This window comes from Desulfosediminicola flagellatus (assembly GCF_005116655.2).
GTDB lineage: Bacteria > Desulfobacterota > Desulfobulbia > Desulfobulbales > Desulfocapsaceae > Desulfopila > Desulfopila flagellata.
In genome coordinates this window covers 4,067,876-4,081,921 of the sequence record NZ_CP050698.1, presented here as the reverse complement: position 1 = coordinate 4,081,921, position 14,046 = coordinate 4,067,876, and the positions used below count along the sequence as shown (strand labels likewise).

The 14,046-nt window shown below is 45.5% G+C and carries 10 protein-coding genes; 7 read left to right on the top strand and 3 right to left on the bottom strand.

The window, feature by feature from the left end; genetic code table 11:
• Window positions 1-122: 122 nt before the first annotated feature.
• The 6 genes from FCL46_RS16830 (at window position 123) to FCL46_RS16805 (ending at window position 7,435) form a co-directional block, all read left to right on the top strand.
• Entirely contained in the window at window positions 123-1,148 is a 1,026-nt protein-coding gene (locus FCL46_RS16830) for an aldo/keto reductase (protein WP_136809885.1), read from the top strand.
• Between the two features lie 224 nt (window positions 1,149-1,372).
• Window positions 1,373-2,560: a trimethylamine methyltransferase family protein gene (locus tag FCL46_RS16825; protein WP_136809884.1), complete on the top strand. Its 1,188-nt coding sequence runs from the start codon at window positions 1,373-1,375 to the stop codon at window positions 2,558-2,560.
• A 34-nt stretch (window positions 2,561-2,594) separates the two neighbouring features.
• Entirely contained in the window at window positions 2,595-3,956 is a 1,362-nt protein-coding gene (locus tag FCL46_RS16820; protein ID WP_136809883.1) for a lyase family protein, read from the top strand.
• A gap of 120 nt (window positions 3,957-4,076) precedes the next feature.
• A complete protein-coding gene (locus tag FCL46_RS16815) occupies window positions 4,077-4,991 on the top strand; it encodes a LysR family transcriptional regulator (RefSeq protein ID WP_136809882.1) in 915 nt (304 codons plus the stop codon).
• A gap of 530 nt (window positions 4,992-5,521) precedes the next feature.
• A complete protein-coding gene (locus FCL46_RS16810) occupies window positions 5,522-7,114 on the top strand; it encodes a BCCT family transporter (RefSeq protein WP_136809881.1) in 1,593 nt (530 codons plus the stop codon).
• An 81-nt stretch (window positions 7,115-7,195) separates the two neighbouring features.
• Window positions 7,196-7,435 (top strand): MoaD/ThiS family protein, encoded by a 240-nt coding sequence (locus FCL46_RS16805; protein ID WP_136809880.1) that lies wholly within the window; start codon window positions 7,196-7,198, stop codon window positions 7,433-7,435.
• Window positions 7,436-7,661: 226 nt separating this feature from the next.
• Here FCL46_RS16805 and FCL46_RS16800 read toward each other — a convergent pair whose 3' ends face one another.
• The 3 genes from FCL46_RS16800 to FCL46_RS16790 form a co-directional block, all read right to left on the bottom strand.
• Complete coding sequence (locus FCL46_RS16800; protein WP_136809879.1) at window positions 7,662-9,071, bottom strand: FAD-binding oxidoreductase; 1,410 nt, start codon at window positions 9,069-9,071, stop codon at window positions 7,662-7,664.
• 1 nt (window position 9,072) lies between these two features.
• Entirely contained in the window at window positions 9,073-11,184 is a 2,112-nt protein-coding gene (locus FCL46_RS16795) for a TRAP transporter permease (protein WP_136809878.1), read from the bottom strand.
• Between the two features lie 222 nt (window positions 11,185-11,406).
• Window positions 11,407-12,423, bottom strand: coding sequence for a TAXI family TRAP transporter solute-binding subunit (locus FCL46_RS16790; protein ID WP_228723238.1), 1,017 nt, complete (start codon window positions 12,421-12,423; stop codon window positions 11,407-11,409).
• A gap of 390 nt (window positions 12,424-12,813) precedes the next feature.
• Between FCL46_RS16790 and FCL46_RS16785 the strand changes: the two genes are divergently transcribed.
• Window positions 12,814-14,043 carry a lactate racemase domain-containing protein gene (locus FCL46_RS16785; protein WP_136809876.1) on the top strand — a complete coding sequence of 410 codons (1,230 nt, stop codon included), beginning with the start codon at window positions 12,814-12,816 and terminating at the stop codon, window positions 14,041-14,043.
• Window positions 14,044-14,046: the final 3 nt, after the last annotated feature.

Sequence of the window (14,046 nt, the reverse complement as noted above, 5' to 3'; positions counted from 1 at the left end):
GAACCGACATGGAAAAGTACAAATGACATTACTGCATGGACACGATGCAAAAGATTCATTTGCTGAAATTGTTCATCAAAAGCTAAAAGGAGCAAAACTAAAACCCCAATGGAGGCTTTGCTATGGAGTACATTCGATTAGGAAATTCAGGACTGAACGTTTCAAAAGTTTGTTTAGGTACCATGAACATGGGCAGTAAAGAGTGGAAACCATGGATTTACAACGAGGAAGAGAGTGAGCCGATTGTACGCCACGCGATCGAAAGCGGGATAAATTTCATTGATCTGGCTGATTTTTACTCGAGCGGTGTCAATGAGGAGGTTGTCTGTAATATCGTAAACCGTATGGGCGTAAGGGACGAGATTGTTCTCTGCACCAAAGTTGGTTACCCGATCGGTAAAGGGCAAAATAATGGTGGTCATTCGCGGGTTCACATTATGGACGCTGTTCACGGTTCGTTAAAGCGCATGAACACTGACCATATAGACCTCTATATGCTCCATTATTACGACACCAATACGCCTGTAGAAGAGACCATGTCTACAATGAATGAGCTGGTAAAATCCGGCAAAGTCAGGTATCTGGCCTGCTCTACCATGTACTCCTGGCAATTTGCAAAAATACTGCACGTTTGTGATAAAAACGGTTGGGAAAAACCGATCAACATGCAGCTCCAATATTCAGCAGCCTACCGTGAAGAAGAGCGTGAGATGATTCCACTTTGTCGGGACGAGAATATCGCAGTTTCAGTATTTAGCCCCCTTGCTCGAGGCCTTCTCACCTGCGACGTTGACTCGGTTCGTAACACAACTGATTTCTTCACCCATGAGATGTTCAGTGATGAGGTCTCACTGGAGATTGCCAAGTCAGTATTACGTGTCGCCAAGCACAGAGATGTGAGCCCGGCACAGATTGCTCAGGCCTACGTTCTGCAAAACTCAAACATAAATGTAATGCTGGCAGGGGCCGACTCCGCAGAGCAACTCAATACAGCAATCAAGGCGTTAGAGATGGAACCGTTTAGCGAAGATGAAATTTATGAACTTGAACGGAACTATACACCGCGAGATCATATCAACGATTATAACGCGGATTGTCGTATCCCACGGGATCGAAGGTCTGCCAAAGCTCCCTTTACTCAGGAATAGTTGTTGGTTCGACGAGTAGAAGCGATGCGCTAAAATATAGATAACTTGTAACTATTCAGCGAATATCAAACATCCTTGCCTTAACTGGGACCTGTAGCTGTTCAGCAGTGCTCTAAATGCACACAAGCAGGCTGGGTAACTATACACCTGTATGCAGGACGGCCTGATCGTGAGCAGTTGGAGTGCTGCTGAATAGTTACGATAACTTTACGCTAAGAAAAGTAATGACGATAGAACTTGTAAGTGACCAGTATCTAGACCAGATTCACCAGGATGGTGTCAGAATTCTGGAAGAAGTTGGTATCCGGTGTGCTCATCCGGAAATCAGACAAATCTTTGAAGAAACCGGAATGGCGGCTTTTGATGACAGTTCCGGTCATCTTCATATCCTTTCACCACTTGTCGAGCAGGCCCTTTCTACTGCTCCAAAGCGTGGTCAGTTCTGGGTCGAGGACAATTCGTTCGGTATAGGTGGTACAGCACCTTTTATCTACGATGACCAAACAGGGGAGCTGATACTGCCAACCCTGGAACATGTGGCTAGAATAGCACGAATTGCAGATAAAGCTGACGCCGTTAGTTTTATGCATCGTGGAGTTCTTGTTAAAGGGCAGGAGGTTAAAACAATTGAGCTTATTGCAGAACATTGCAGAAAACCGATCTATATCTCTGGCGTAGAAACGGATGAAGGGCTCGCGCTTGCAAAGAAACTGCACCAGGCAAGGGGAAACTTCACCTTGCAGTTCGCTATCATAAACAGTCCACTTAATATTATTAACGGGATGGTTGCTCCATTCTTAAAAGCAGTCAGGGAGGGAGTGCCGGTCTCTCTCTCTACCATGCCGATGGCTGGCCTTTCTGCACCGTACTCGCTTTCAGGTCTTCTTGCTCTAACACATGCCGAAGCTCTTTTCGGTATAGTACTGGCCCAGGTAATGAACCCGGGGATCACCGTGGTTCACGCAGGGTTGCCGTCAATTGCAAACATCCAGAAAAACTACTCAGTGGATCTGGGACTTATCTCTCATAATATTGCAAACTTGCTTATGGCTAAAGTTTGTGCCCGCCTTGATTTGCCATCAATTCACAGTGGCTGCACGACAAGCGCCGCAGAGCCGGGCCCTGTGGCAGAGCACGATGCAATGATAGGCTATGCCCTTATGAAGAAACACGGATTTCATCAGATGCGCCACGCTTTTGGATTTTTAAAAGAGCTTGTCAGTTTTTCCATAGAAAAACTTGAAAGGCATGCTGCACTGTGTAGTGAAACTGGTCCGGATCAAGCGCCTGAAGTAGTTGTGGACCCATATGATAATGAAGGGTTTGAGGCAATACTGAGAAACTCCAGCAATCCGAACTATATGAGAGATGACCATACCCTGAAAAATACAGGGAAGGTGTTCATTCAGTAATTACTGCAGTACTATTATAGGATTTCAATTTACCATGACAGAAAACGCACAGAAATATCGCACAGAACATGATCTTCTGGGTGAAGTTTTGGTTCCGGCAAAAGCAGCATATGGAGCCCAGACACAACGTGCCCTCGACAACTTCCCGCTCTGTGGAGAAAAGAAGTTTTCAGAATATCCTGAACTTCTTACTGCAATGCTGCAGGTGAAAAAGGCGACGGCTATTGCTAATGTGAAAGCCGGTACAATGGAAGAAAATCTGGCAACTGCAATAGTGGCAACTATCGATACGCTGCTTGCCGATATACCGCAAGATGAATTCCCTGTGCATTCCTTTCATGGTGGCGGAGGGATCTCTTTTAATATGAATATAAATGAGGTTATTGCCAATCTTGCTAACCGCACTCATTTTGATTCATCATTCGGTAGTTACGGCCCGGTTCATCCAAATGATCATGTTAATCTTAATCAATCAACCAACGATGTGTTCGCATCCGCATGTCATCTGGCAATTATTGTCAAATGGAACATATTGGAAAATGAGCTCGGATCTCTCACTGATTCTTTAACAGCTCTGGGAGAAAAATATAAAGATGTACAGAAGATCTCAAGAACCTGTCTGCAGGATGCGGTGGAGATTACATTTTTTGACTTTTTCAGCGGATATAGTGCGTTTGTAAACAGGTCTGCATTGCGGACAGCAGAAGCGGTGAATGCACTCTATTCTGTAAACATGGGTGGAACCATGGTTGGAAGGCTGGTTGATGCTGATAGTGGATATCTTGATGAAATCATACCGGCACTTCAGAAAGTCATTGGGGAGAATCGCTTAAAAAGAAGTAGCAACCTCTTTGACAGTTCGCAGAATCTCGATGATATGGTGCATGTCGGTAGTCAATTGAAGCTCCTTGCAAAAGGTCTCATAAAAATCGGCAAAGATTTACGTTTGCTTGCTTCAGGTCCGCAAACCGGATTCGGTGAGATTGAGTTGCCTGCTGTGCAGCCCGGTTCTTCTGCTATGCCAGGGAAGGTGAATCCTTCTGTACCTGAATTTCTCATCCAGAGTTGTTTTCAGGCTATAGGGCGTTGTCATGCTGGGGAAATGGTTCTGGAACATGGGGAACTCGATCTGAATGTATGGGAGGCGACAGTCGTCATAAATATTCTCGATGCGATAACATGTCTTGAAAATGCCGTTCGGATTTTCAGAACGAAATGCATAGAGGGAGTGACTGTAAATCTTCAAAAAAACAGAGAGAACATTAACTCGATTATCCCGCTCATGACCCGAATTAAAATGGAAAGAGGCTACTCTTTTGCAACACGGGTATATAAAGAGACAGGGGGAGACTTTTTGAAATTATCAGAATATGTCAATCAAAATGCTCCCAAATAACTCTCAATGACCAGCGATAACAAATAGCGGTATAAAAACTACCATTGTGGTATCATCCTTTCCGATTTCAGGGCTGACGTTTTTGTAGATGAGTGCGAAACTGATGGGAAGGGTGATGTAATGCTTAAAAACATGCCAAGCGCCAAGGTGTTGCAGACATTTGAGTGTTCTGCCCGCCTTGGCAGCTTTACTCTTGCTGCACGAGAACTTTTTCTTACCCAGAGTGCTATTAGTAGACAGATTAAAGGTCTTGAGGAGACCCTTGGGTTTGAAGTTTTTATACGTGACAACAATCGACTGACTCTCACCGAGGAAGGACAGGTTTTTCAACAAGTTGTCAGCAAGGCATTGAGTGAGGTTTCATCTGCAGTAGAACGATTGCGAAAAGGTGAATCACGAAGAAGACTCTTTATAGCCTTGCCGCCAACTTTTGCATCCAGATGGCTCGCTCCCCGACTTCTGTCGTTTCGTGATATTTGTCCCGCGACTCTCTCAATCTCCACCCATACTAATCTAAACTATAGCAGTTTTGGTGAATATGATTGTCAGGTTGGTTTTGGTTCTGAAGAACTCGGTAAAATTGGTGGCAAGGTTCTGTTTCCCGAAATTATCATTCCTGCCTGCGCGCCTTCCATTAAAGAAAAAATTCTTGCTACTGGATCTCTGAAAGGGATTCCATTGCTTCATACCCTTACAGGTACGAGCAGATTACCTTATTGGGAGCAATGGATAGATCGTTGTAGTGACCCGGTAATTACACCGACAGCTGAAAAGATTGCTGAGGGTATTGAATTTTCTACCCAGGATCAAACCATCATTGCGGCGATCCACGGCATGGGAGTGGCTATGGTCGATATCACCGTAGCTTCAACGATATTACGAGATGGTTTTCTTGAGACCCTTGGAGACCCGGTAAATACGATCTATGGCTACTGGGTCTTTTCCTCTTCAGCTCGACATAAAGAAAACGACCCAGCTCGTATTTTCTATGAGTGGATTCAGGACGAGGCCATGAAAAGCATAATTGATCTTTAACAGGTCACTTCTGGTTATAGCTTTTTGCCCATTCCAATTGTTTATCACCTCAGATTATCAATAATCTTCCATGCATTTCTTGCATGCAAAACCTGCAAAACTCTCAGCGGCGTTATTAGGTTTTTTTGTTATTATTACGCCTACTCAAGATCTTGCATCACAAGTAACCGTTATTGCTGTGTGGATTAAATATGAATAGTGGTTTCCCCTTACTGGCCAGAAAGGATGAGACCATGTATTGGCAGATATTCATTTTTTCGACACGCTTTCCAGATCCCCTGATTAGATATTGAATTTTCAGGGCTAATTGAAGGAGGAAAGAAATAAGGCAATTTTCACGTTCTTTACGGTTGTAAACTGTTCATCCATAGTGCGACATATGACACCAGTTTGTGAAACGGATGTGGAAGCACGTGAAGAAAACCTGCACGCACGATAAACCATTCGGCTTGTAGCCAGATTATCTGGCGAAAGCAAATGAACCTGTCACCGTTCTAAATATATATCTTCGATTCAGGAGGAGGATTCGAATGCTAGGTATTAAAGAAGGTCAAAAGTTGCGATATGGGGTTATTGCTGCACCCCTCGTTATATTTGGCGCTATTCTGATTTTGGGATTTATTGATCAGAAAGCATTTCATGCGTTGTTATGGGATTTTTTCAAATTGCTCATGCAGAATTTCGGTTGGATGCTCAGCCTCGGCTGTCTGAGTTTTGTTTTTTTTGCTATTTTCTTGTTGGTACACCCCATTGGTAGCACACGATTCGGGGGCAAAGATGCCAAACCTGAATTTTCTACCTGGAACTGGTGGGCGATGTCTCTCTGTGCCGGGATGGCTATGGGAATAGTCTTTTGGCCTGCTCCTGAAGCGCTTAAACATTCACTTGCTCCGGCAGGCGGGATGCTTCTGGAACCTGGTAGTCAACAAGCCATGCTCTGGGCAATGCGCACCAGTTTCCTGCACTGGACGTTTACTCCGTATTCAATCTATGTCGTTTGTGGTGTACTTATCGCCTACGCTCACTACAATCTCAAGAAACCTTTCGCTGTCAGTTCTGCACTCTATCCGCTTCTTGGTGACAGGGCTTTTGGTAAGACTGCCACTGTTGTCGATGGCTTAACGCTATTTGCAATTGTTGGAGGTGTGGCCGGTTCACTTGGTTACGGGTTGCTCCAGCTTGGCAGCGGGATGGATTTTCTTTTTGGTATTGTACCGGGACCGGTGGTCTGGACAGCTCTTTGTATACTCATTGTTGCAACTTACACTACCTCAAGCGCAACAGGGTTGAATAAAGGGATCCGCTGGTTAAGTGATAAAAATGCGATCCTTTTTATTGGTCTCCTGGTTTTTGCGATACTCTTCGGGCCGACAAAATTCTCTATGAACCTCACAGTTCAGGCAACTGGTGACTTTGTAAATAACTTTGTCTCGGCGATGACCTTTACCGACCCATTTCCTGGTGGTGATCTTTGGCCTCAATGGTGGGATATGTATTGGTGGGCGGACTGGCTCTCTTTTGCCCCGATTACCGGAATGTTCCTGGCGCGCCTCTGTTATGGTCGGACTATTCGTGAATTTATTGTTGTGAATTTGATCCTGCCGGCGCTTTTTGCCTTGATATGGTTCGGAATCTTTGGTGGATTGACACTTCATACCCATTTCCTGGAAGGTGTTGACCTTAAAGTCCTTATGGATACGAAGGGTTATGAAGTGCTGATGTTGAGGTTGTTTGACTTTCTGCCAGCTGCTGAAATTGTTCGTCCAATTATGCTTTTCACTATCTTTATTTCTTTCGTAACCCTTGCCGATTCAATGACATCTACCGTTTCCATGCTGAGCATCGATAATCCAGATGTTGAACAAAGCTCACATACAGAAGCTCCAATTGGTATGAAACTTTTCTGGGGTCTGCTCATTGGAACGACGTCTCTGGTCTTCATGTTTATTGGTGGGCTGGATGGTATTAAGGTTGTGAAAACTATTGCCGGTGTTCCGATCCTGTTACTTGAGGTCGCAATGCTTGTAGGTTTTATCATGTTCATGGTGAAACAGAGCAGAAAAAATAGCGAGTTAGTTCATAATATCTACGAAGTAGAATATGTAACTGATCTTAAAAATTAATATGTAAACATTCTATCAGGCCAACACGACCTCCAGCGGGGTGTTGGCCTGATAGATGCTATGTACTAAGAGTTTGAAAAGATGGGTAAAGATAAACATGTCATAAAAATACGCCTTTTGGCCGGTCTTGAAAAATACGGCCCCAAGGATGGGGAGATATCGGTAGCAAAGGATGAGACAATTCTGGATATTGTCCATCATCTTAATCTTAATAGTGACCTTGTACAAATGGCCTTTGTTGACGGCAGGTTCATCGAATTTGACACTCCTGTCGGCCGGGCTGAAAAAATTCTACTTCTACCTGCAATTGGCGGAGGGTGAACCTGGAGATGAGTCAGTATTCTTAAACTTTTGCCATTCACTGTCAGAGCTTCATCTCTGAGCTTCAGTAACTACAAATGAAACTCTACACGATGTTTAATCCTTGATATTTAGGCCCTCGCGACAGTAAGAGTCTATTGATATGGAGTGCTACATGTGAGGGACTGTTTTCTGTTGATGAAGTTCCGAGTCAACGGTTCGTTGTGATATGAGCGTTGAGAAAATTTTAGTGATCTGATAATGAGTTTGAGATTTTCGTTCCCGGGAATATCTTGCCGGGATTCATGATGTTGTTGGGATCCAGCGCCTTTTTTATTTGTTGCATAAAGTTTCGTGTGGCCTCGTCGAGTTCCATGCTGATATATGGTGCTTTGGTTATGCCTATGCCATGTTCACCACTTACAGAGCCGCCAAGATCTAGGGTGGCCTGAAAGATATCGTCAAGTGCGTTGTCAACTTTTTGCTGCATTCCGACAACACTCAAATCTACCATGACATTCACGTGAATATTGCCGTCTCCTGCGTGCCCGAAATTGACGATGGGGATGTCGTATATTTTTGAGATGGATTCGAGAGCACGAATCATATCAGGAACTTTTGAGCGTGGTACAACGATATCCTCATTGAATTTATCTGGTGCTACATTTCGAAGACTGGGGCTGACAGACCGCCGTAGCTTCCAGATATCGTCAGATTCCTGTGCTGTTTCTGCAATGCGGGTTGTCAGCACTCCCAGCGGTTGGATGATATCAGCAATTCGCTGGGTCTGTTTATCGAGTATATCGAGATCACCATCAACTTCGATTATAAGCACTGCACGGCATTCAACGGGTATATCAAGGCCTGAACCTTTGCGCAGACACTCTATTGTGGTCGCGTCAAGAAACTCAAGCGTTGTTGGTATAATCTTGCCGCGAATAATTGCTGATACGGCCTCTGCAGCGCCATCAATACTGGTAAACTGGGCCAGCATCGTTTTTTTGCCTTCAGGTTTTGGCAGAAGCTTCAGGGTGATTTCTGTAATGATGCCGAGGGTTCCTTCCGAGCCGGTAAAGAGCTTGGTGAGATCGTAACCGACTACGTTTTTCATGGTCGTGCCACCTGCATGAATAATCTCTCCGGTGGGAGTGACAACCTCCATGCCGATGACATAATCCTTGGTGACACCATATTTTACGCAGCGCGGTCCACCTGCACATTCGGCGACGTTGCCACCAAGTGTACTGAAATCAAGTGATGCCGGATCGGGCGGGTAGAAGAGGCCGAGTTTCTCTACCTCTTCCTGAAGCTTTGCGGTAATCACTCCGGGTTGTACGATAGCAACGAGATTATCTTCGTCTATAGAAATAATCCTGTCCATACCGGTGAGCACCAGCACAATTCCGCCTTCAACAGGTAAGGTGCCGCCGCTGAAACCACTGCCGGCTCCACGTGGGATGACCGGGATTTTTTCAGCATTTGCCAGCTTTACTATCTGCGCGATTTGAGCAGTTGTCTCAGCATGAACGACAACATCGGGTAGATATTCCTGGCCGGTGGCGTCGTAGGAATGGCATATCCTGTCGGCAAGGTCTGCAAATACATTGGTACTACCGACAATAGTTTCAAGAGATTGGAGTATCCGGTTATTCATGATTTCAGTTCGTTACTCCGGTAGCTGGTTTTGAAGCGCTTGCAAACCCGGATTTTCCTTTCATATTAGCGATGAAAAACATCACGAATATGACGGCAACGACACTATGAATTGCAAATGCAGCCGGTTTGAGCAGGAAAAAAGCCAGCACCAGTATCAGGATGCGTGCGATCCACGATAATGGTTTCTCCATATGGCCTTGAATCGCTGCAGTAAATCCATAAAGACCAAGCAGGGCAAAAAATGAAATAGAGAGTATTTCAACGAGAGAACCGCCAAGCAGCGGTGTATAGGCAAAGAGCAGTGGAATAATATACAGCCCCTTGGCAACTTTCCATGCCTGAAAACCTGTGGCCATTGGCGGGGTGCCTGCAATAGCTGCACCGGTAAAGGCGGCCAGGCAAACAGGCGGGGTGACATTACTGTCCTGACTCAACCAGAAAATTATCATATGAGCTGAGAGCAGGGCAAAGGTTGCAGCCTCTGGCTGCATTATCATGCCACGCAGGGTGTCGCTGAGTTCAATTGGCACGGAGCCAAAGAGTTCTTTGGCCTGCGTCAGTGGCATGGCCTGGCCGATGAGTTCCATTTTGTCAGGCACGGCCATCATAAAGACCGCCTTTGCTTCTTCACTTAACAGGCCTCTGGCTATAATCTCGGCCACCTGACCATCGACGATAAGATTATAGAGTGCAGGCGCAGATAATGTACCAAGCACGATATATGAGGCTGTAACAGGTAACCCCATGCCGAGAACCAGCGAGGCCAGGGCAATGAGGACGATAGCGATGACCAGATTATCACCCGACCAGTTGGTGATCATAAGCGAAAAGGTGTTGCCGATACCAGCTGTAGCGATCACGTTTACTATAAGGCCGACAGCGCAGAGAAGAATTGCGGTCATAATCATGTTTCTCGCGCCAAGAGCAAGGGCTTCTAAAACCGCTCGCACGCCCATTTTGTTCGGGGTCATCCATGAACTGATGATTACAGAAATGATTGCATAGCCAGCCGCATAGGTCGGGGTGAAGCCATAGATGAGCATGCCGATTAATATCGAAACCGGGAGAAGAAAGGGTAATCCACCTTGTTTCAAGATTGCAAGAACGCTTAACTCATCATCTTTGACGACCTCGATATTGGTCTTTTTCGCCTCAATACGCACAAAAAATCCAACGGTTGCAAAATAGAGAACTGCTGGAAGAACTGAGTAGAGCACTATTGTGGTGTAGGGAATCTGGGTATAGCTTGCCATGACGAACGCACCGGCACCCATGATCGGTGGCATAAGCTGTCCACCTGTGGATGCCGCAGCTTCAACTCCTGCAGCAAAACGTCCTTCAAACCCGGCTTTTTTCATAAGTGGGATAGTGATAACACCTGTAGATGCGGTGTTTGCCACTGCTGAACCTGAAATAGTACCGGTAAGACCCGAGGCAAATACCGCAACGAGTCCCGGCCCGCCCACTGTTTTACCTGCCACTGCCCGCGCAAGGTTGATAACAAAATCACCTGCGCCGGATCGTAGCAGAAACGCTCCGAAAAGAATAAACATGAAGACGAAAGTCGATGAAATCAAGGCGATATTGCCAAAGAGACTGTCATCACCATAGACGGAGCGAAAGAGAATAGTTTCTGCGCTTAAACCACTGAATCTGAAAACACCGCCGACATACTGGCCCCACCAGCCGACATAACTGAGCGCCAGGACAATCAGTACCGGGATTATCCAGCCTGTTGCACGGCGGGTAAACTCTATAGCTGTGAGGATAAGCACGATGCCGGCGATCCACTCAAGATTGCTTAAGTGTACACCACGCTCATATATAGCATCCTCCATACTGATCATATAAGCAGCGCAGAATGCAGCTGTAATGCCGAGAATGCAATCGAGACACAAACCCAGTTTGCCACGTTTTTTCATGCTGCCTCTAAACGGGTACAAGAGTGCAGCGAGCAGCGCAAAACCTGAATAATGAATGGCATTTTGGGTAAGTGAAGGGAGCACCCCGAAAATGTTGAAATAGATATGAACCAATGAGACCAGTATGCCTATGGTAAACAGGGCTTGTTCTACAAAAGTCTCCCCGGGTTTGATCATTTCATCTGCTTTCATGCTGTGCTCCCAATGCGATTGCGTTTTGCCGGAATTGTCGAATTTAGATCGTAAATATTGAGGGTCTCTTAAATAACTTCATAGTTTCATTTCGAAACGAGGGATTATCTTCTAAATCGAGGCGCTCGATAAATTTTACCGCAACCATATGTACGATATGTTGAGGATAAAATTTTGAGAGCAACGACGAGTTAGAAGAAAATCACCGTTTTCGGATTGAAACTATTTGGCAACAAGACGCTCTGGAATAACCAATCCGGCTTCTTTGAAATACCTCATTGCGCCGGGATGCAGTGGCATCGGCAGACCTGCGATAGCTTTTTCAAGCTTCATAACTGCGGTTGCCTTATGAATAGCATTCAGGAATGGGAGGTTTTCATAGATGGTTTTGGTGATTTTGTAGACAGCTTCTTCATCAACGTCAGCGCGTACGGCAAGAAAGTTTGGCTGAGCGATGGTTTTGATATCTTTTTCCTGACCTGGATAGGTGCCCGCCTTGATGATGTATTCAGTCCACAATCCGAGACCACCATCAGCTTGTTTTGCCTGCTCTTCAGTGAACTCAAGCAGCTTAACCTTGTTACCCATGGAGGCGATTGCGCGGGTAACTGCACCGGTAGGAGTTCCGGCAGGGGTAGACATTCCGTCGATCTGACCGTTTTGCAGTGCATCGGCGCTAGGACCGTATCCGACATATACCAGGTCAAAGTCTTTATCCGGAGCCATGCCGAGGTTGCTCAAAAGAACGGTGTTGGAGCCAAGTGTTCCGCTGTTCTTTTTACCAAGTGACATGCGACCGCCTTTCAAACCGCTGATGTCAGCTATGGTTCCGGTTGGTGCTTTATCTGCCTGGACTGTAAACTGCTCAACATTCTGCCAGAGCATGGTCACGGAACGGAGATCGGTCTGTGGGCCGTCTTTTTCAAGCGGTCCTTTACCGTTCCATGCATAGTATCCATAGAGGCCTTGAAGAATTGCAAACTGCGCTTCATTGTCGCGCAGGAGTTTGATATTTTCTCCGGATCCTGCTGAGTTAATGGCAGACATCCCAATTTTTTCTGTTGGCTGCAGTTTGACTTTGGTCACTGTTGAAATAGCGACGCCGACAGGATAGTAGGTTCCACCAGTGCTTGCTGTGGCAAGCAGATAACTGCGCTCTTCTACAGCGCTGACTGACCCTGCAGCAAATATACTCAGAGCAAAAGCACACAGGGCTATACGGGCTACTACTGATTTCATGTTCATGTCTCCACCTTGAATGAAGTAAGCAAATGACCTCAAATCTTCAATTATAGATTTGAGATTTCCTGTAAGATGAAAAGCAAAAAACGGGCCATATATACTGTTGTGAGACGTGTTGTTATCTTCTTGGTATTGATATGAATTTTTAATACGTTTTATCTTTACGCACGCAGGATGAGCAATATCTTGCTCATCCTGCGTTGTTAATAAGCAAGATATTGCCGATACCTTGCTGTATATTTGAGAAAGATATTGAAATTATGTTATGAAAAGAGGCTGATACTGTTTGACTGTATTAACCTTCCGCGTGGAATGTTTCTTGATAGGTGAGAAGTAGAACAAGAGTATTCAATAGTAATCACGATATTCCACAGAAATGGAGTCATTATGGATAGAATATCCTTAAAATATGGAAGCGAAAAAATTGAATTGGATGTTCCTGAAGCAGCTGATCTGCTGCGTGTAAAAGAGCCTGCATACAATATCAGTCATGAGGATTTCACTGCCCGCCTGAATAGTCTCATCGGAGAGCGAACAATCAGCGGATCTGTGGCGATTGTGGTTGCAGATAAAACGCGGTTATGCGGTTATAACCAGATCCTGCCGTGGGTTGTGGATGTATTGCAGAAACGACATGTCGATCAGAGTGATATTACCTTTTATATCGCTTACGGTACACACCCGCCGCAATCGGATGAAGAGTGTCTTCACGCTTACGGGGATGTTTACGATCACTACACATTTGTCCATCATGACTGCCATGATATAAATGATTTCAGAAAATTGGGTGAAACCAAACGTGGCACACCCGTGCTGGTACGGCATGAACTTTGTGATGCAGCACTCATCCTTACTATCGGAGCTGTTTCCCATCACTATTTTGCCGGGTATGGAGGTGGTAGAAAGCTTATTTTTCCCGGCCTTGGTGAGCGTTCATCGATCTATACAAATCATCGGCTTTTTCTTGACGCGGAGAATGGCACGCTTGCACCTGGTTGTCAGCCGGGAAATTTGCAGGGGAATCCTCTCGCGGATGATCTTGAGGAAGTACACGGAATGTTGCCACCATATATATCAATACACGGTATTCTCGATAGCAAGGGGAAGGTTGCTACCTTCTCATTTGGCAGCTCCTATGATGATTTCAGAGAAGTCTGCAAGGAACTTGATGCGTGTTACAAGATCAAAGCACAGCAGTCGTATGATGTGGTAGTTGCTTCAGCAGGTGGCTTCCCCAAAGATATTAATTTTATTCAGGCGCATAAGTCGGTGCATAATGCAGCAAAGCTTGTAGGTGATGGTGGAACGCTGATTGTCCTGACTGAGTGCCGTGATGGAATCGGTTCACAAACATTTCTGCCCTATTTTGAGATGGGCGGCTGGCAGCAGACATTTGCCCATCTGGCAAACGATTATGCAGGAAACGGCGGCACAGCACTGGCAATGATGGAAAAAACAGGACGAATTACTATCAAGCTGGTAACCGAGCTTACCACTGAATTATGTGAAAAGATCGGGGCCTCAAAAATATCTGCAACAGAGGCTGGGGAACTCGTCAGTACCACTATCGGCAAGATCGCTGTGATTGATAATGCATCCCTTCTGGTAGCTGAATAAACC